Genomic DNA, 18,825 nt, shown 5'->3' with positions numbered 1-18,825 from the left:
TGCTCAGCCGGCGAGCACCGCGTCGAGGCTCTCGCGCACGATCGCGAGACCGCGCGTGAGCTCCTCGTCGGTGATCGTCAGCGCGGGCAGGAACTTCAGCACCTCGTCGAACGCGCCCGACGTCTCGATGACGAGCCCGCGCTCGAACGCGGCCTTCGAGATCCGCCCGGCGAGCGTGCGGTCGGCGTCGCAGGCGAGGCCGACCATGAGGCCGCGGCCGCGCACCACGAACCCGAGCCCGGGGTGGGCCGCGGCGATCTGCTCGAGTTCGCCGAACAGTAGCGCCGACTTGCGGGCGACGTCGTCGACGAGCGCCGAGTCCCGCCAGTACGTCTCGAGTGCGGCGCGCGCCGAGACGAACGCGAGGTTGTTGCCGCGGAAGGTGCCCGTGTGCGCACCGGGCTCCCACACGTCGACCTCGGGGCGCAGCAGCACGAGCGACATCGGCAGCCCCGAGCCCGAGATCGACTTCGACACGGTCACGAGGTCGGGCACGATGCCCGCGGCCTCGAACGCGAAGAAGTGACCCGTGCGGCCGATGCCCGACTGGATCTCGTCGAGGATCAGCAGGATGCCGCGCTGCTCGGTGATCGCGCGCAGCCGCTGCAGCCACGGCACGCTCGCGACGTTGATGCCGCCCTCGCCCTGCACCGCCTCGACGATGACCGCCGCCGGCAGGTCGAGCCCTGAGCCCGAGTCGTCGAGCATCTTCTCGAACAGGTCGAGCGTGTCGACCCCTTCACCGAGGTACCCGTCGTAGGGCAGGCGCGCGACGTCGCCGAGCGGCACGCCCGCGGCGCCGCGGTAGTGGCTGTTGCCGGTCGCCGAGAGCGCGCCGAGGCTGAGTCCGTGGAACGCGTTCGTGAACGCCACCACGCTCGTGCGGCCCGTCGCCTGACGGGCGACCTTGAGCGCGGCCTCGACCGCGTTGGCGCCGGTCGGACCCGTGAACTGCAGCTTGTGGTCGAGCCCGCGCGGCTCGAGCACGAGGCGCTCGAACGCCTCGATGAACGCGCGCTTCGCGCTGGTCGCCATGTCGAGGCCGTGGATGATGCCGTCGCGCTCGAGGTACTCGACGAGCGCCCGGGTGAACACCGGGTTGTTGTGGCCGTAGTTCAGCACGCCCGCACCGGCGAAGAAGTCGAGGTACTCGCGCCCGTCGGCGTCGACGAGCGTCGAACCCGTCGCGCGGTCGAAGACGGTGGGGAACGCGCGGACGTATCCGCGGACCTCGGACTCGCGACGGTCGAAGACGTCGAGTGCGGTGGCATCGCTCATGGCGGGCTCCTCCTGGAAGCGGGGACGGGGGCGGTGATTCGAGCCTAGGCGTCGCGCGCGGTCGCGGATGCCACGCACGCCTCGAGCGCGACCCACGCGAGCATCGCGCATTTCACGCGCATCACGTACTTCGAGACGCCGTGGAACGCGACGGCGTCACCGAGCAACTCTTCGTCGGCCTCGCCGGCGCCCTTGGAGCGCATCATGGTGCGGAACGCGTCGACGAGGCGGCGAACCTGCTCGACCTCCGCGCCGGTGGCGAGCTCGGTCAGCGCCGAGGCGGAGGCCATCGAGATGCTGCATCCGTCGCCGGTCCAGCCGATGCGCTCGATCGTGGATCCGGACTCGTCGAGGCGGATGGCGAGGGTGATCTCGTCGCCGCAGGTCGGGTTCAACTCGTGGTGGCTCGCGTGCGGGTCGGCGAGCTCGCCGTCGCCCACGCGCCGGCGCGAGTGGTCGAGGATCAGCTCCTGGTAGAGGCCCGACAGGTCGCTCATGCGCCGGCCCCGAAGAAGCCGCGCACCTCGGCGAGGGCGGCCCCGTACCGGCGGATCTCGTCGGCCGTCGTGTAGACGTACGCGCTCGCGCGCGTCGTCGCCCGTAGGCCCAGCCGGCGGTGCAGCGGCTGCGCGCAGTGGTGGCCCACGCGCACCGCGATGCCCTGCGCGTCGAGGAACTGGCCGACGTCGTGCGCGTGCACGCCCGGGACGTCGACGCTCGCGAGCGCGGCGCGCGGCGCACCGGGCGGGGGGCCGACGAGCCGGATGCCGGGAATGCGGGCGACCTCGTCGACGAGCAGCTCGGCGAGTTCGGCCTCGTGCGCGTGCACGCCGCCCATGCCGAGCCCGTCGAGGAAGCGCACGGCCTCGCCCAGGGCAACGGCCTGCGAGACGGGCTGCGTGCCCGCTTCGAACCGGTGCGGCGAGGGCAGGAACTCGGCGCGCTCCATGGTCACCGTCGTGATCGTGGAGCCGCCCGTGCGTGCGGGCGGCAGCGCGTCGAGCAGCTGCTCGCGGCCGTACAGCACGCCGATGCCGGTCGGCCCGAGCATCTTGTGCGCCGAGAACGCGGCGAAGTCCACGCCGAGCGCGCCGAAGTCGATCGGCCGGTGCGGCACCGACTGGCACGCGTCGAGCACGACGAGCGCGCCGTGCCGGTGCGCGATCTCGGCGACGTCGGCGACGGGCGCGGCGAAGCCCGTGACGTTCGACACGTGCGCGAATGCGACGACGCGTGTGCGATCGCCGATGACGGATGCCGCGTCGTCGATGCCCCACGTGCCGTCGTCGCCGACCGGGATCCAGCGCAGGGTCGCGCCCGTCTTCGCCGCGAGGCGCTGCCACGGGATGAGGTTGGCGTGGTGCTCGGCCTCGGTGACCACGATCTCGTCGCCCGGCCGGAGGGCGAACACATCGGCCTCCGAGCCGCCGAGGCCGGCCGAGGCATCCGCCATGCCGAGCGCGACGAGGTTGATCGCATCGGTCGCGTTCTCGGTCCACACGATCTCGCGGTCGCCGGCGCCGACGAAGGCCGCGACGGTCGCCCGCGCCTCCTCGAACGCGCCCGTCGAGGTGCCCACGAGCGTGCTCGCGCCACGGTGCACGGCGGCGTTCGACCGTTCGAGGTAGGCGCGCTCGGCATCGAGCACCGCGGTCGGGCGCTGGGCCGTCGCCGCGGAGTCGAGGTAGGCGAGCGGATGGCCGTTGAGCTCCTGCGCGAGGTAGGGGAACTGGTCGCGCAGGGTCGCGGGCAGCCGGCCGCCGAGCGTCGCGGTGGGATCGAGCGTCACGGTACCTCCCGGTCGTCCCCGAGCGGGCTCGCGCGGGGGATGCATCCTCCAGTCTGACGCAGTTCAGCCGAGCGCCGCCCGTGAGCGGCCCGATCGTTCAGGAGAGCGGGCGGTTGCTGCGGATGAGGCCGTCGGGGTCGACGCGCTGCTTGACGGCGGCGAGCCGGTCGAGTGCGGCGCGGTCGTAGGCGTCGGCGAGGGTGGCGCCGGCACCCAGGAAGGTCGGGATCGCGCCGCCCGCGCCGTGGCGCTCGGCCAGCTCGCGCAGGGGGGCGAGGGCCGCGTCGGCGTCGATGGGCGGCCCGGCGAGCACGACGCCGCTCGAGAGCAGCCCGCTCGCGGTCACGGCGCCGACGACCGACTGGTCGGCACCGAGCTCCTCGGCGATCGCTCCGCCGAGCGCGCGCACGCTCGCCCGCGTGAGCCCGGCGTCGGCGCCGGCGGTGAACGCCTCGACGAAGTCGCGCGCGAAGCCGTCGGCGAACAGGTCGAGCGAGGCGCCGAAGTCGGCCGCGGCCATGGGGGCGACGGGCTCCGCGGCGACGGCGGCCAGGTCGCCGATGGTGAACGCCGTGAGCGTGTCGGCGACGGGTTCGGCCGCGGCCAGCAGTCGCTCGGCGTGGCCGCGACCGGTCGCCTCGTCGCCGACGTGCACGAGGGCGACGGTCGCGAGCCGCGCCCCGCGCAGGTGCGGTGGCAGCACGGGCGCGTCGGGGAAGCTCATCAGGCCGAGGTCGAGGCCGAGCTCGGGCTCGTCGCGCGCGAGCGCGATGCCGGCCTCGAGCACCGCCTCGGCGGCTTCGGCCGGGAACATCAGGCTGCCGCCGAACAGCTGCTCGCCGGGGTGCAGGGCCAGTTCGACCGCAGTGACCACGCCGAACAGCCCGCCGCCGCCGCGGAGCCCCCACATCAGCTCGGGGTCGTCGGCGTCGGTGACGGTGCGGAGCTCGCCGGCGGCATCGATCAGGTCGACGGAGATGATCGAACGCGCGGTCAGGCCGTAGCGGCGGCTGAACATCGACTGCCCGCCGCCGATGGCGAGGGCGACGACGTTGACCTCGGGGTTGGAGCCTGCGAGGGCGATGAGGCCGGTGCCGTCGAGCGCGCTGAGCACGCGGCCCCAGTTCACCCCCGCGCCCACGCGCACCCGGCGCGCCTCGGCGTCGACGACGATCTCGTCGAAGGCGGACGGACGGATGACGACGACCCCCTCGAGGGGCTCGCCCGCGCCGTGCCCGTTGGGCTGCGTCGTGACGCCGGCGCCCGCCTCGCGCGCAATGCGGAGGACGGCCTGCACGTCGGCGGCGTCGGCGGGCTCGACGATCGCGGCCGGCCACTGCTCGACCGCGAGGTTCCACGGCAGCCGGGCGGCGGCGTAGTCGGCGTCGTCGGGGAGGACGACGCGCCCGCGCACCGACGTGCGCAGCGACTCGAGGACGGAGGGATCGAACGGTACGGCGGTCATGTGACGGATGCCTTTCGGTCGGAATCGACGACGCCGCCCAACGTATCGGCCGCCACCGACAGCGTCGAGACGTGGTCGGGATGACCGGGCGGCTGCGCGTCAGCGCAGGTCGAGCCGCATGAGCACGCGCGGGAAGCCGTTCAGCACGGACTCGGTGTCGGCCGCCCTGCGGAAGCCCGCGCGCTCGAAGAGCGCGCGCGTGCCGACGTAGGCCATCGTGAGGTCGACCTTCTCGCCGCGATTGTCGACGGGGTACCCCTCGATCGCCGGAGCGCCGTGATCGCGCGCGAACTCCACGGCGCCCGCGAGCAGGTGGTGCGAGACGCCCTCGCCGCGGTGGCCCGGGCGCACGCGGATGCACCACACCGTCCAGACGTCGAGGTCGTCGACGTGGGGGATCCGACGGTTCTTCGCGAAGCTCGTGTCGGCGCGGGGGTGCACGCCCGCCCAGCCGACGACCTCGTCGCCGTCGTAGGCGAGCACGCCGGGCGGCGGGTCCTCGCGGCACAGCTCGCGAACGCGATCGCCCCGCGCCGGACCGCGCAGCGACTGGTTCTCTTTCGAGGACGTCAGCCGGTAGCTCAGGCACCAGCACACGTTCGCGTCGGGGCGCTTGGGCCCGACGACGGCGGCGACGTCGTCGAACACGGAAGCCGGGCGCACCTCGATGGCCATGTCCACAGGATGCCACCGACCGCCGACCAGGGCCCACCGCGCCGCTAGGCTTCGGCCATGCCGCTGCTGTCGCTGCTGATCCTCGTCGTCGTCATCGTCGCCCTCATCGACATCATCACGCGCGGCGAGTGGCAGGTGAAGCACCTGCCCAAGATCGCGTGGGTGCTCCTCGTGGTCTTCCTGCCGCTCATCGGCTCGATCCTCTGGTTCACGCTCGGGCGCGAGTGGGAGGGCGGCGTGCGCCTTCCGCGGCGCGAGCCGCGGTCGTCGCCCCGGTCGGATGCCCCGCCGATGCGGCAGTACCCGGTCGACACGCGCTCGACCGAGGAGCAGATCGCCGATCTCGACCGCGAGATCGAGGCGTGGGAACGCCGGCGCGAGCTCGAGGCCCGCCCGCCCTCCGATGAGTCGGGCGCGACCGGCCCGAAGGCCTGAACTCCGCCGCCTCTCAGTCCTCGTCGGCCCAGGTCTGCACGATCACGGCCGACGCGTGGATGCAGAGCACCCGCAGGCGTCCCTCGCCGACGTTGGTGAACCCGTGCCAGACGCCCGCGGGCACCGTCGCGGTGTCGCCCGCGTTCGCGACGAAGGTGCGGTCGCCGATCATGATGCGCGCCGTGCCGTCGATCAGCACCCACGTCTCGGCGTAGGGATGCCAGTGCAGGCCGGGCCCCTCGCCCGGCTGGTTGTCGACGAGGAAGTACGACACGCTCGCCCCGTGCTCGAGGCCGACGAACCGGCGGGTGTTGCTCGTGCCGAGGCGCAGGGATTCGCCGCTGACGATCTCGGGCAGCTCGGGCGTCGTGGCCGGTGCGAGGGTGATCTCGGTGGAGTAGGTCGCGCTGGGCATGGGAATCGCTCCGTTCGGTTCGGTCGGTCGGTTCGGTTCGGTCGGTTCGGTGAGCGGATGCCGCTCACGGGGAACAGGTTCGCGCGGAGGCATCCGTTGCCGTGACTGTTTCGATGCTGGACGAAACATCGGATGCGCGCATTGACGCGGTTACATGGGCGGCGTACATTCACCCGCATGGGTGAATATAAACTCGACACCGTGCTGAGCGCGGTCGCGGATCCCACGAGGCGGGCGATCCTCGATCGCCTGCTCGTCTCCGACGCGAGGGTGACCGAGATCGCGAGCGCCTTCCCGATCTCCCTCAACTCGACGAGCAAGCACATCAAGGTGCTCGAGCGCGCCGAGCTCGTGCGCCGCGACGTGCGCGGCCGCGACCACGTGCTGTCGCTGCGCGCCGAGGGGCTCGGCGACGCCGTCGCCTGGATGCAGCGCTACCGCGAGTTCTGGGAGGAACGGCTCGCCGCGCTCGAGGCGTTCGTGCTCGAGGCGGAGCCCGAAGCCGATATCGACGCGGACGCCGGCTCCGACGCGTCCACCGACGGGATCGCACGATGACGCCCGCGGTCGGCGTGAGCCGGCGCATCCGCGCGTCGGCCGAGCGCCTCTTCGACGCCTGGCTCGACCCGGCGGCGCTCACGCAGTGGATGCGCAGGCCCGGCGACGACGCGCCGGTCGTGGTCGCCGACGCGCGCGTGGGCGGCGGCTTCTCGATCACGATGCACGGCCCGACGGGCCACGTGGTGCACGTCGGCGAGTACGTCGAGATCGACCGCCCCCGAGCGCTGTCGTTCACATGGCGGTCGGAGCACACGGTCGGCGTCGACTCGATCGTGCACGTGACGTTCACGCCCGACGACGACGCGACCGTCGTCGCCGTCAGGCACGAACTGCTGCCCGACGAGGCGTCGGCCGGCAAGCACCGGGCGGGCTGGTCGGAGATCCTCGACCGCTACGTCGACGAGTACGGGGAGGAGGCGGCGTGATGCTGCTCGCGGGGAAGGTCGCCGTCATCCACGGCGGCGGGGGATCGATCGGGGCGGCGACGGCGCGGGTCTTCGCGCGTGAGGGCGCGAGGCTCTTCCTCGCGGGGCGCAGCCTGCCGCGGCTCGAACGCGCGGCGGCCGCGGCGCGGGACGCGGGGGCATCCGACGTCGATATCGCCGTCATCGACGCGATGGACCAGGCAGACGTCGACACGCACCTCGACGGCGTCGCCATGCGCGCCGGCTCCGTCGACGTCGCCCTGAACGCCGTCGGGTTCGACCACGTGCAGGGCCTCGCGATCGCCGACACCTCGCTCGAGGACTACCTGCATCCGACCGTCGGCTACCTCACCACGAACTTCGTCACCGCGAAGGCGGCGTCGCGCGTCATGCTCGCCCAGGGCAGCGGTGTCATCCTCACGATCTCGACGCCTGGGGCGAGGCTCACCGGTCGCGGCCTCATCGGCAACGCGGCGCAGAGCGCGGGGCTCGAGGGCTTCTCGCGCGCGCTCGCCGGCGAGCTCGGCCCGGCCGGCGTGCGGGTGGTGTGCGTGCGGCCGCATGCGCTCTCCGACGCCGTCGACTCGTCGTACACCGGGGAGATGTTCGGACGCATCGCCGCCGCGGGCGGCATCGGCATGGACGCGTGGCTCGAGGGCCTCGCCGGATCGACGCTCATGGGCCGCCTCCCCGTGCTCGACGAGGTCGCCGAGTACCTCGCCTTCGCGGCATCCGATCGCGCCGCGTCGATGACCGGCGGCATCGCGAACCTCACCGCCGGGGCGCTCGTCGACTGAGTCGCGGCTGCCTCCCGGCCGACCGTCGTGCTCGGGCGGGCGTCGTCCTACCCCGTCCGCCGTCGCGGGGCAACGCCTGTCGGCATGCCGCCGGCGCCGGTACGCTCGCGAGCCCGGCGTGGCCGACCGCGGCCGCGCCGGCCGAGGGGGTCGGGCATGGAGATCAGCGTCTACAAGCAGTTCCGCAACGTCATGACGTCGTTGTGGCTCGTGCCCGTGCTGTGCGTGCTGCTCGGCATCGGCATCTCGTTCACCACGATCGCGATCGATCGCGCCACGGGCTTCCGAGCACTCCCCGAGGATCTCGTCGGCGGGCCGGAGGCCGCGCTCGAGATCCTCACCACGGTGGCCGCCTCGATGGTGAACCTCACGGTGCTGGTGCTGACGATCGTGCTGGTGGTCGTGCAGTTGGCGATGGGCCAGTTCTCGCCCCGCATCGTGCAGCGGCTCCTGCGCGACCGGCCGAGCCAGCTGGCGATCGGCCTGTTCGTGGCGACGTTCGTGCACACGCTCCTCACCATCCGCGAGGTCGACGTCGGCGACGCCGACGACCCCGGCCACGTGCCCGGCGTCGCCATCGCGACGACGTTCGTGCTCTCCCTGGCCAGCATCGCCGTGCTCGTGGTCTACATCCACCACATCGGCCAGGCGCTCCGCGTGTCCGCGCTCGTCGAGATCGCGGGAGACAACACGCGCAAACTGGTGAACGAGGTCTACCCGAACGAGGCGCCCATGCCCGCCGACGCCGACCCGGGCTTCGTCCTGGCGGAGGAGTCGGGCGCCGTGACGTTGATCCGGTACGACAAGCTCGTCGAGGCGGCGCAGCGTGCCGACTGCACCCTCGAGCTCATCCCCGCCCTCGGCGAGTTCATTCCGGCCGGCGGTCGGCTGTTCCAGGTGCGGGGGAACCCCGAACGACTCGACCGCAGCGCCGTGCACCGGTCGGTCGTCATCCGCTTCGAGCGCACGCTCGAACAGGATGTCTCGTACGGCGTGCGGCTGCTCGTCGACATGGCCATCCGGGCGCTCGCCGACGCCCCGTGGCAGGACCCCACCACCGCGGTCCAGGCGATCGACCGGATCCACGACTGCCTGCGGGAACTCGCGCAGCGCGAGTTCCCCGACGGCCATCACGTCGACGCGAGCGGTGAGCTCCGTCTCGTCGAGAAGGTGATGAGCTGGGACGACTACGTGACCCTCGCGTTCACCGAGGTCCGACTGGCGGGTGCCGGCTCGCCCCAGGTCGCGCGGCGTCTGAACTCGGCGATCGACGACCTGCTCGCCTTCGCGCCCGAGGATCGCCGGCCGGTGCTGGAGGAGCAGCGCGACCTCCTGCGAGCCGCCATCGAGCGCAGCTACGGCGACGAGCGCGATGCGGCGCTGGCCGCCGGCTCCGACCGCAGCGGGATCGGCGCGTCTCGGCAGTGAGCGGCACGCCGACGTGACGTCGCCGCCCATCGGCGGTGCGGCGTCGTCAGCGCGAGCCTTCGTCGGTGGGATGCCTCGTCGGCGGATGGCTCGCGGCGTAGGGTTCGGTGCCATGAGTACACGACACCTGCCCGCGCAGGTCGGCGACCTCCCACCCATCGGCCGTCCGGCGAACAGCGCCCTCCTCGCGGCGGGCCTCACGAGCCTCGCCGCGGTCGCCGCGATGGGCCGGCGCGAACTCCTCGCGATGCACGGCGTCGGGCCGAAGGCGATCCGCATCCTCGAGGAGGCGATCGCCGAACGCGGGCTCGAGTTCGCCGACTGAGGCGGCTCGCGCGCAGCGCGGCGCGCGGCGGCGGTGCCCAGCTCCTCGAGCCGGAGGATGATGGAGTCATGCGAGAGCTGAGCCATCGCATCACGACCGGCATGCAGGTCTACCCGGGCGACCCGCACGTGCGCATCGCGCCCGCGCTCGAGCTCGCGCGCGGCGGCGTCGACGTGGCGTCGCTCGAGCTCGGATCGCACAGCGGGACGCACCTCGACGCGCCCTCGCACACCGTGGCGGGCGGGCGCACGACTGCGGCGATCGGCCTCGACGAGCTCACGGGCGAGGCGCTCGTCGTGCACGTCGGGCCGCTGGCCCCGGGCGCGACGGTCGGGCTCGCCGACCTGGCAGCCGAGCTGGCCGGCGGCGAGCTGCCCGAGCGGGTGCCGGCGATCGTGATCGTCGACACCGGTTGGGCGAGGCGGTTCGGCACGGATGCCGCGCTCGACCATCCCGTGATCGCCGCGGATGCCGCGGCCGAGCTGATGCGGCGCGGCATGCACGTGCTCGGCGTCGACACGCTGAGCCCGGATGCCACGGGCGGCGAGTCATTCCCGGTGCACGAGGTCGTGCTCGGCGCCGACGGCCTGATCGTCGAGAACCTCCGCGAGCTCGAGGGGCTGCCCGAGCGGGTCCGGGTCGGCATGTTCCCGCTGCCGATCGACGCCGACGGCGCACCCGTGCGGGCGGTCGCGTTCATCGACTGAGCGCACCGGGTCGCGGGCATGTCAAGGGCGTGCCCCGGTCGGCTGCGCCCGGTTACCGTCTCCGGCATGGCCTCGTCACCCGCTCGCCCTGCCGCGAACGAGCACCCCGCCCGGGCGCACGCCGCGCGCCCGCCGGCATCCGTGTCGGTGGTGATCCCGGTGCGCGACGACGCGGCGCTGCTGAGACGCTGCCTCGCATCGCTCGCGGCGCAGCAGGTCGCCCCGCACGAGGTGATCGTCGTCGACGACCGATCGACGGATGCCTCGGCCGAGGTCGCCCGCGAGTTCGGCGCCCGCATCGTGAACGAGCAGCACATCGGGATCCCGGCCGCGGCTGCGACGGGGTGCGACGCTGCGACGGGCGAGGTGATCGCGAGACTCGACGCCGACTGCGTCGCCCCGGCCGATTGGGTGCGCCGGATCGGTGAGCGCTTCGCGGCCGACCCCGGGCTCACGGGCCTCACCGGCACCGCGGTCTTCGTCGACGGGCCTCCGGCCCTGCGCCGCCCGCTCGCCGGGGCCTACCTCGCCGCGTACCGCATCGTGGTCGCGCCCGCCCTCGGGCAGTCGCCGCTGTTCGGGTCGAACTACGCGGTCCGGCGCACGGCGTGGGCGGAGGTCCGCACGGCGGTGCACCGCTTCGACGACCTCGTTCACGACGACATGGACCTCACGGTGCACCTCGGCCCGGAGCGCCGCATCGCGTTCGACCGCCGGCTGCGCATGGGCATGGCGACGAGAGCGCTGCGCGGCGGGGGAGTGCTGCGCATCCGCCGAGGCTTCCACTCGATCGTCATGCACTGGCCGCGCGAGGCGCCGTGGTTCCGCTGGGCGCGCCGGGTGCGCGCCGATCTCGGGCGCCGGCGGCGGTGAACGTCCAGGGCGGCTGGGCGTGTCAGTCGAACTGCCGGGCTGTGCCTGGAGCCGTCCGATGAGGAGCCGGATTCCGTGCTGGAGCCCCTCGCGATCGAAACGGATCATGCGCTGACCAGGGTGTCTTCGTCGATGAGCACGTTGCGCTCGGCGAACTCGGCCGGGACCCGTGCGGTATCTGGTGGAAGCGTGTACGGGCCCTCGCCCAGAACCCACGGCTGCTTCAACGATCGACGTGGATTCGCCGCCCAGTCCGGCAACGGAAGGCCTTCGCGGCCCAGGTGGTGAGCCACCAGCGCGGCGAGTGCGGCGTCCCACTGCATGCTGCCGGTGGACTCGGGTTCCGAGATCGCGAGAGCGAATCGCACGGCGCCGTGCTCGGCCCGCAGGTTGTCGTTGAGTTGCAGGAACCGTCGGAGCGCACGATCGGTTCGTCCGTCAAGCAGGGCGCGTCGCATGTCGGCGGCGATCGTGACGACGTCGTCGCGCACGGTGGGAACGGCGACGAGACGATGGCCGGTGCCGAGCAGCGCGCGCTCGACCGCCTCGAACGACGGATTCTGGAGACCTCGCTCGATCAGGGAGAGGTACGGCTGAGAGAGCCGCGCTCGTCGGCCGAGCGCCTGCTGAGTCAGTCGTCGACTCTTGCGGGCCGAACGGATCAGCGTTCCCGCGTTCATGAGCATCTCCAAATATACGTTTCAGCTAATATTATGCCACTACGTCCGGCTTCGGGTGCGCGATCGCACCGTAGTGTTGAAGCCCGGCTCGAGGCATCCGTCTCGCCGATCTGCGCGGCCCGGCCGCACCCACCCGACGCGAGGACCCCCGTGAGCCTGATCCGCCTGAACGACGTGAGCATCGACTTCGACGGGCGCCCGGTGCTGAAGGAGGCGTTCCTCAAGCTCCGCCGGGGCGACCGCGTCGGCCTCATCGGCAAGAACGGCACGGGCAAGACGACGTTCCTCGAGCTCGTGCTCGGACGCCGCGAGCCCACCGGCGGCACCGTCGACGTGACGCTCGGCACGACCATCGGGTACTTCTCGCAGTTCTCCGAGCTCGACGGCGAGCGCAGCGTCCGCCAGACGCTCAGCGACCACTTCGCGGCGGTGCACGAGACGCAGGCGCGCATCGACGAGATCGGGATGCAGCTCGCCGAGCCGATGGCGGATGCCGCGATGAACCGGCTGCTCGCCGAGCAGGGCGACCTGCTCGAGCGCATGGACGCGATCGGCGGCTGGACTTACGAGCAGACGATCGACACGGTGCTCACTCGGCTCGGCTTCGACGAGGAGCGGCGCGACCTGCCGGTCGACCGGCTCTCGGGCGGCTGGCGCAACCGGGCCGCGCTCGCGCTCATCCTCGTGCAGGCGCCCGACGTGCTGCTGCTCGACGAGCCGACCAACTTCCTCGACCTCGACGGCGTCAAGTGGGTCGAGAACTGGCTCGCCGGCTTCCCGGGCGCCGTGCTCGTCGTCTCGCACGACCGCCAGTTCCTCGACGGGGTCGTCACGCGCATCGTCGAGATCGAGAACTACCGCCTGCAGGAGTACGAGGGCGACTACTCCGCCTACGTGCATGCGAAGCAGTCGCGCCTGAAGATGCTCGAGCGCCAGTTCGCGCACGAGGAGGAGTTGCTCGCGTACGAGCAGGCGGCCTCGGCGGCCAGGCGCGAGGCGGCGCGCAACCCCTCGAACGCCGTCGCCCGACGACTCGCCGACATCAAGAAGCGCCAGGCGCCCCGGCCGATCGACCAGATCATCACGGGCATCTACGACGGGCTGCGGGTGAGCAACGACCTGCTCACCGTGACCGGGCTGTCGAAGGGATTCAACGGGGCGCCGCTCTTCGACGGCCTGTCGTTCGACCTGCACCGCGGCGACCGCGTCGCCGTGATCGGCGGGAACGGCTCGGGCAAGTCGACCCTGCTCGACGTGGTCACGGGCGAGACCGCGCCCGACTCGGGCACGGTGCGCTGGGCGAAGGGCTCGCGGTTCGTCTCGTACAACCGGGTGGTCGCCGAGCTCGACCTGACCGACACCGTGGGGCACGCGGTGAACGCGTACCCCGATTCGCTCGCGTTCACCGCGACGAAGAAGAGCGTCGCCCGGTTCCTCGCGATGCTGCAGTTCTCCGACGCCGACCTGCAGCAGAAGATCGGCACCCTCTCGGGCGGCCAGCGCGCGCGCGTCGCGATCGCCCAGTGCCTGCTCTCGGGCGCCGCGGTGATCGTGCTCGACGAACCGACCAACCACCTCGACATCACGTCGACGCAGGTCATGGAGCGTGCGCTCACGCACTTCCCGGGCGCCGTGCTCGTGGTCAGCCACGACCGCTTTTTCGTCGACAAGCTCGCCGACCGGCTGCTCGTGTTCGCGGGCGACGGCACGGTGCGCGAGACCCCGGCGACCGGCGCGCTCTGAGCCGCCGCCCCCCGGCGTGCCTCCGGCCCCCTTCGGACGGGAGGCTTCGCACCGGTGCGAGTTCCTCGCCGCAGTGCGACGAACACGCCGCACGCGCGCGAGCAACTCGCACGCAACCCCCGTGAACGGATGCCACGGCAGGGGTAACGTGCGACCCATGTCGGCGCACCCCGATCCGTTCGACCTCGATGCGATGCTCGCGACGCTCGAGCGCTACACGCGGCTCGAGAGCCCCACGGGCGACGCCGCCGCGCTGGACGCGCTGGCCGAGGTGCTCGAACGGGATGCCGCGGCCGCCGGGTTCCGGGTCGAGCGCATCGCCGAGGCTTCCGGAGACCACCTGCGCTGGGTGCTGCCCGCGGTCGACGATGCCGGCGCGCCCGTTCTGCTGCTCAGCCACTACGACACCGTCTGGCCGGTCGGGCGCATCGCGGACCTGCCCTGGAGCGTCGACGGCGATGTCGTGCGCGGTCCGGGGGTGTTCGACACGAAGTCGGGCATCGTGTCGCTGCTCGCCGCGGCGCGCTCGCTCGTCGCGACCGGCGTCGCGCACCCCGAGGTGCGGGTGCTCGTGGTCGCCGACGAGGAGGACGGCTCGCTCACCTCGGCGCCGCACGTGCGGGCCGAGGCCGCGGCCGCCGGTGCCGTGCTCGGCCTCGAGCCGGCGCATCCCGACGGCGCGCTGAAGACGGCCCGGCGCGGCAGCACCCGGGTGCGGCTCACCGTGCACGGCCGCGAGGCGCACGCCGCCACCGATCCCGACCGCGGCGTCTCGGCGATCGACGAGCTCATCGACCAGCTCGGCCGGTTGCGCGAGATCGTCTCCGGGCGGCCCGTGCTCTGCAACGTCGGCATCATCTCGGGCGGCGGGCGGGCCAACGTCGTTGCCGGCCGCGCGAGCGCCGAGGTCGGCCTGCGCTTCCTCAGCACCGACGACGAGCACGCCGTGCTCGGCGGCATCCGCGCGCTCCGGCCGATCCGCGACGGGGCCGTGCTCGAGGTCGAGCAGCTCTCGCACCGGCCGACCTGGAGCGAGGGCGAGCACGGCGCGCGCCTGCTCGCGCGGGTCGACCGCGTCGCGGCCTCGCTCGGCGGACCGCTCGGCGGCCGGCCCGCGGCGGGCGCGGCCGACACGAACGCCGCCGGGGCTGCGGGGCATCCGACGATCGACGGGCTCGCACCGCGAGGCGGCGGGGCGCACGCCGTGACCGAGCACGTCTCGGCGCGCAGCATGGTGGAGCGCGCGCGGCTCATCGCCGCGGTCATCGCGGACTTCGCCGCGACGCCCGACGCATCCTGAGTCGCGCGCGGCTGCGGCGGCGGCGGCCGCCGGCCGCCGACTGCTGCCGACCGCGGGCCGGGGTCGACGCGGCTCTTGACGGCATCTGGGAATGCGGTTACCGTACGAGACATACCCCCTGAGAAAGCGCTTTCTCGGCCGTTCGACGCGGAACGACACGATCTCGACGAGGAGACCCATGCCCCAGATGACGCGCGCCCTCCGAACCTCGCTGGCGGTCCTGACCGCCGCGGCGCTCACCTTGACGGGCTCCCTCGCCGCGGCGGCGTTCGGACCCGCCACGGCCCTGAACGCGAACGATCTCGCGATCGGCGACTACGTCGAGATCACCGACACCGGCTCGGACTTCACGATCCACGCCGCCGCAGGCAAGAACGTCACGGTCGACGCGCACGACCGGATCTCCGACCGCGGCGAGGTGTTCACCAAGCGCATCAAGCTCAACGGCTCGGGCACCGAGGCATCCCGTTCGCTGCACTTCACCGTCGCCGAGGGCGACGTGCCCACCGAGGTCCATGTCGCCGCCCGCAGCGGCAGCGGCACCGCCGACCGCGCCGTCGCCCTCTACAACGCGGCCGGCGAGGTCGGCCGGGTGCCCGCGCCCGCCGATGTCGACAGCCTGGCCGTGTCGACCGAACGCCTCGCGATCACCGAGCCGGGCGAGTACTGGCTGGCCTCGCCGAGTGCGGGCGTGAACGTGTACGCCGCCCAGCTCGGAGCGTTCGACCCCGAGCAGCGCGCCGCATGGGGCGCCGTGGCCGCGCCCGTCGTGACGTCGGTCGCACCCGATCCCGCGAACCCCGCGAACCTCGTCATCGCCTACGACGGGGTGCTCGGCGCCGACGGCGGCGACGTCGCCTACGCCACGCTGTACGGCGCCGACGGGGCGGTGCTCGACCAGTCGCTCACGGCGACCGAGGGCGCGGGCGGCCGGTTGACGCTCACGCCTCCCGCATCGGGTTCCTACGAGGTCGAGGTTCGCCTCACCCGCGCGGGCGAGGCATCCGCCATCGCGTCGGCCCGCGCCGCGGTCGCCGACTTCTCGCTGCCGCTCGCCGGGCCCACCGTGACCGGCGCGCTCACGAGCGCCATCTCGGGCGGCGTCGCGACGGTGACCGTCAGCTGGTCGGCGTCGGCCGAGGCCGAGTCGTACTCCGTCGAGACGAGCACCGGCGGCGCGCCGTTCACGACCGCGCTCGCCGGGGTCACCGGCACGACCGCCGACGTGCCCGGATTCACCCCGGGTGCGGCGTACCAGGTCCGCGTCGTCGCGCACCGCGGCGGCGAGACCGCCACGGGCGCCGCCTACGACGTCGACGTCGCCGCCGAGGTCGAGCGCTGGCAGGTCGCCGACGTCGGCTCCAACGCGGGATCCGGCGGCACCGTCGTCGAGCACCCCGACGGCTCGATCACGTTCGACGCCCGCGCCAGTTCGACGAAGCTCGCGAACAGCGAGGACGGATTCCAGTACTTCTACACGCAGGTCGACCCGGCCACCGAGAACTTCACGCTGCGGGCCACGTTCCGCGTCGACGACGCCGCCGCGAAGGACGCCCAGTCGGGCTTCGGCGTGATCGCCGTCGACGACCTCGTGCCCGGCGTCTCGGCCGCACGGTACTTCAACTCGGCCGGCGCGCTGCTGACGCGGTACGCGTACGGACCCGGTGCCGGCGAGTGGCAGGACGGCACGCCGGGCGCGCGGTTCGTGCACGGCTACACGGGGGCGACGACGGACAACACGGCGGGTACTCGCGACATGAGCGACTCCGAGGCGTTCGACCGCGACTGGCGGCCCGACGCGACCGGCCCGAAGTTCGCGACGGGAGACGTGTTCGAGCTCACGCTGCGCAAGTCGAACACGGGCTACCACGCGATCTGGCACCGCGACGGCCAGGACCTCGAGGTCATCCAGTACGACCCTGAGATGCTCGACCGGCAGAACCCCGCCGCGTCGTACGTGGGCCTCGCGGTCGCCCGCAAGATCCAGGTGACTGTGACCGACTGGGAGTTCACGACCGTGCACCCCGACGACGACGACCCGCGGCAGGAGCGGCCCATCGAGCTCGTTCCGGCGACCCTGTCGGTCGACGTCACGCGGACGACGCCGCACCTCGCGCTCGACGTGCCGCTGGTCGCGAACATGTACGGCACTGGACAGATCCTGGATGCCTCGGGCGCCGTGGTCGCCGACGACCTCGCGCTCGCCCCGGGCGAGCGGGTGCTGGTCCCGGTCGGCCTCGAGCCGGGTGCGAACGAGCTCACCGCGCGGCTCGTGCCCGACGCCGAGCAGCCGCACCTGGGTGAATACGAGCGGGTCGCCTCGACCGACCCGGTCGACGTGCCGCTCACGGTGACGGTCGACTCGTTCGGCGAGCCCGGCCAGTCGATCCGGGTCGCCCCCGACGGCCGCCCCGACGGCAACGGCACTTCGGCGGCACCGCTCGACCTGCACACCGCGGTCGCGTTCGCGCAGCCGGGCCAGCAGATCGTGCTCGAGGGAGGCACCTACACGCCGACGCGCAAGGTCGTGGCCGAACGCGGTCGCGACGGCACGGCCGAAGCGCCGATCACGCTGATGTCGGAGCCGGGCTCGCGCGCCGTGCTCGACCTGTCGCAGTCGCCCGACGGCGGCCTCGTCATCCGCGGCGACTGGTGGCACGTCTACGACCTCGAGATCACCGGCTCGGCCGACAAGCAGAAGCCGATGCTCGTACAGGGCGACCACAACATCGTCGAGCGGGTCGAGTCGCACCACAACCGCGACACCGGCATCCAGATCTCGGGTCTCGAGGCCGAGCCGCCGGCGCTCTGGCCGAGCGACAACCTCGTCGTCTCGTCGGTCTCGCACAACAACGCCGACCTCGGCGGCAACGACGCCGACGGCTTCGCCGCGAAGCTCACGGTGGGCGAGGGCAACGTCTTCCGCTCGAACATCGCCCACCACAACATCGACGACGGCTGGGACCTCTACGCCAAGTCGACGACGGGCCCGATCGGCACGGTGATCGTCGAGGACTCGGTCGCGTACGACAACGGCTGGCTCGAGGCCGACCCGGCGCGCACCGGCGAGGGCAACGGGTTCAAGCTCGGCGGCGAGTCGATGCCGGGCGACCACCTGCTGCGCAACTCGGTCAGCTACGGCAACCTCGCCACGGGCGTGACCTCGAACTCGGGCCCGGACATCCGAGTCGAGCGCGTCACGTCGGTCGGCAACGATCGCGGCGTGCGCCTCGAGACGAACGCCGCGGCGACCGACTACCGCGCGTCGGGCGTGCTCTCGTGGCAGTCGCCGCAGGCCGACGTGCTCGCGCTGAAGCAGGCCGACACGTCGCTCGTGACCGACCCGTCGAACGTGTGGAACACGGGCGCCGCGTCGCCCGTGACCGCCGACTGGTTCGTCTCCGTGGAGCTCGACGGCATCCGCCCCGAGATCGCCGCCGACGGCTCCGTCGAGATGCACGGTCTGCTCGAGCTGACGGATGCCGCGCCCGCGGTGACCGGCGCGCGCCTCGGCCCGATCGCCGAGCCGACCGACCTCGAGGTCTTCCCCGAGGTCACGGTGCGGCTCGAGAACCTCGCCGCGCCGTCGATCTCGGGCGACCCGGTGAAGGGCTCCACGCTGACGGCCGACCCCGGCACGTGGACGCACGACGACGCGACGATCACCTACCGGTGGCTGCGCGACGGCGAGGCGATCGAGGGCCGCAAGGGCGCCGAGCCGGCGTACACCGCGCGGGGCGCCGACGTCGGACACGTCCTGTCGGTCGAGGTCACCGCGACGGTCGAAGGGCAGGAGCCCGTGACGGCGACGTCGGCGGGCGTGACCGTCGACCGCCCGACCCACGGCCAAGTCATCGTTCAGGTCCTGCAGTCGATCCTCGACCTGCTGCGGGCGCTGTTCGGCGGCGGTCGCTGAGTTCGGGTATCGC

The 18,825-nt window shown here is 72.7% G+C and carries 18 protein-coding genes; 11 read left to right on the top strand and 7 right to left on the bottom strand.

The window, feature by feature from the left end; genetic code table 11:
• Nucleotides 1-3: 3 nt before the first annotated feature.
• The 5 genes from ectB to GE115_RS10705 form a co-directional block, all read right to left on the bottom strand.
• A complete protein-coding gene (gene ectB / locus GE115_RS10725) occupies nt 4-1,278 on the bottom strand; it encodes a diaminobutyrate--2-oxoglutarate transaminase (RefSeq protein ID WP_153684781.1) in 1,275 nt (424 codons plus the stop codon).
• 44 nt (nt 1,279-1,322) lie between these two features.
• Nucleotides 1,323-1,775 carry a Fe-S cluster assembly sulfur transfer protein SufU gene (gene sufU / locus GE115_RS10720; RefSeq protein WP_153684780.1) on the bottom strand — a complete coding sequence of 151 codons (453 nt, stop codon included), beginning with the start codon at nt 1,773-1,775 and terminating at the stop codon, nt 1,323-1,325.
• Nucleotides 1,772-3,067: a SufS family cysteine desulfurase gene (locus GE115_RS10715; RefSeq protein WP_312855080.1), complete on the bottom strand. Its 1,296-nt coding sequence runs from the start codon at nt 3,065-3,067 to the stop codon at nt 1,772-1,774. Before GE115_RS10715 ends, sufU begins: the two co-directional genes overlap by 4 nt.
• A 97-nt stretch (nt 3,068-3,164) precedes the next feature.
• On the bottom strand, nt 3,165-4,532 hold the full coding sequence (locus tag GE115_RS10710; RefSeq protein ID WP_153684778.1) for an FAD-binding oxidoreductase: 1,368 nt from the start codon (nt 4,530-4,532) through the stop codon (nt 3,165-3,167).
• Between the two features lie 99 nt (nt 4,533-4,631).
• Nucleotides 4,632-5,207: a GNAT family N-acetyltransferase gene (locus tag GE115_RS10705; RefSeq protein WP_153684777.1), complete on the bottom strand. Its 576-nt coding sequence runs from the start codon at nt 5,205-5,207 to the stop codon at nt 4,632-4,634.
• A 57-nt stretch (nt 5,208-5,264) separates the two neighbouring features.
• Here GE115_RS10705 and GE115_RS10700 point away from each other — a divergent pair, with 57 nt between their 5' ends.
• A complete protein-coding gene (locus GE115_RS10700; protein ID WP_153684776.1) occupies nt 5,265-5,642 on the top strand; it encodes a PLD nuclease N-terminal domain-containing protein in 378 nt (125 codons plus the stop codon).
• Nucleotides 5,643-5,655: 13 nt separating this feature from the next.
• On the opposite strand, the gene GE115_RS10695 is transcribed toward GE115_RS10700, so the two are convergent.
• The gene (locus GE115_RS10695; RefSeq protein ID WP_153684775.1) at nt 5,656-6,057 is read right to left on the bottom strand and encodes a cupin domain-containing protein; all 402 of its coding nucleotides are present in this window, start codon (nt 6,055-6,057) and stop codon (nt 5,656-5,658) included.
• Nucleotides 6,058-6,234: 177 nt separating this feature from the next.
• On the opposite strand from GE115_RS10695, the gene GE115_RS10690 reads away from it, so the two are divergent.
• From GE115_RS10690 to GE115_RS10660, 7 genes are all read left to right on the top strand, one after another.
• Nucleotides 6,235-6,615 carry an ArsR/SmtB family transcription factor gene (locus tag GE115_RS10690; protein WP_153684774.1) on the top strand — a complete coding sequence of 127 codons (381 nt, stop codon included), beginning with the start codon at nt 6,235-6,237 and terminating at the stop codon, nt 6,613-6,615.
• Nucleotides 6,612-7,043 carry an SRPBCC family protein gene (locus tag GE115_RS10685; protein ID WP_153684773.1) on the top strand — a complete coding sequence of 144 codons (432 nt, stop codon included), beginning with the start codon at nt 6,612-6,614 and terminating at the stop codon, nt 7,041-7,043. The genes GE115_RS10690 and GE115_RS10685 overlap by 4 nt, the downstream gene beginning before the upstream one ends.
• Nucleotides 7,043-7,840 carry an SDR family NAD(P)-dependent oxidoreductase gene (locus tag GE115_RS10680; RefSeq protein ID WP_153684772.1) on the top strand — a complete coding sequence of 266 codons (798 nt, stop codon included), beginning with the start codon at nt 7,043-7,045 and terminating at the stop codon, nt 7,838-7,840. The genes GE115_RS10685 and GE115_RS10680 overlap by 1 nt, the downstream gene beginning before the upstream one ends.
• A 156-nt stretch (nt 7,841-7,996) precedes the next feature.
• Complete coding sequence (locus GE115_RS10675; RefSeq protein WP_172979840.1) at nt 7,997-9,268, top strand: DUF2254 domain-containing protein; 1,272 nt, start codon at nt 7,997-7,999, stop codon at nt 9,266-9,268.
• Nucleotides 9,269-9,380: 112 nt separating this feature from the next.
• Nucleotides 9,381-9,593 carry a helix-hairpin-helix domain-containing protein gene (locus GE115_RS10670; protein WP_153684770.1) on the top strand — a complete coding sequence of 71 codons (213 nt, stop codon included), beginning with the start codon at nt 9,381-9,383 and terminating at the stop codon, nt 9,591-9,593.
• 68 nt (nt 9,594-9,661) lie between these two features.
• Nucleotides 9,662-10,300, top strand: coding sequence for a cyclase family protein (locus tag GE115_RS10665; RefSeq protein WP_153684769.1), 639 nt, complete (start codon nt 9,662-9,664; stop codon nt 10,298-10,300).
• A 66-nt stretch (nt 10,301-10,366) separates the two neighbouring features.
• Nucleotides 10,367-11,173: a glycosyltransferase family 2 protein gene (locus tag GE115_RS10660; protein ID WP_153684768.1), complete on the top strand. Its 807-nt coding sequence runs from the start codon at nt 10,367-10,369 to the stop codon at nt 11,171-11,173.
• A gap of 104 nt (nt 11,174-11,277) precedes the next feature.
• On the opposite strand, the gene GE115_RS10655 is transcribed toward GE115_RS10660, so the two are convergent.
• On the bottom strand, nt 11,278-11,853 hold the full coding sequence (locus tag GE115_RS10655; RefSeq protein ID WP_172979838.1) for a helix-turn-helix domain-containing protein: 576 nt from the start codon (nt 11,851-11,853) through the stop codon (nt 11,278-11,280).
• Nucleotides 11,854-12,003: 150 nt separating this feature from the next.
• On the opposite strand from GE115_RS10655, the gene GE115_RS10650 reads away from it, so the two are divergent.
• The 3 genes from GE115_RS10650 (at nt 12,004) to GE115_RS10640 (ending at nt 18,812) form a co-directional block, all read left to right on the top strand.
• A complete protein-coding gene (locus tag GE115_RS10650; protein WP_312855079.1) occupies nt 12,004-13,596 on the top strand; it encodes an ABC-F family ATP-binding cassette domain-containing protein in 1,593 nt (530 codons plus the stop codon).
• Nucleotides 13,597-13,753: 157 nt separating this feature from the next.
• Entirely contained in the window at nt 13,754-14,896 is a 1,143-nt protein-coding gene (locus GE115_RS10645) for a M20/M25/M40 family metallo-hydrolase (protein ID WP_153684765.1), read from the top strand.
• A 178-nt stretch (nt 14,897-15,074) separates the two neighbouring features.
• Nucleotides 15,075-18,812 (top strand): right-handed parallel beta-helix repeat-containing protein, encoded by a 3,738-nt coding sequence (locus tag GE115_RS10640; protein WP_153684764.1) that lies wholly within the window; start codon nt 15,075-15,077, stop codon nt 18,810-18,812.
• The last annotated feature ends 13 nt before the right edge of the window (nt 18,813-18,825 follow it).

It is taken from the genome of Agromyces agglutinans (assembly GCF_009647605.1).
Lineage (GTDB): Bacteria > Actinomycetota > Actinomycetes > Actinomycetales > Microbacteriaceae > Agromyces > Agromyces agglutinans.
The sequence above is the reverse complement of the archived record's forward strand: the minus strand, read 5'-3'. Positions and strand labels throughout refer to the sequence as shown.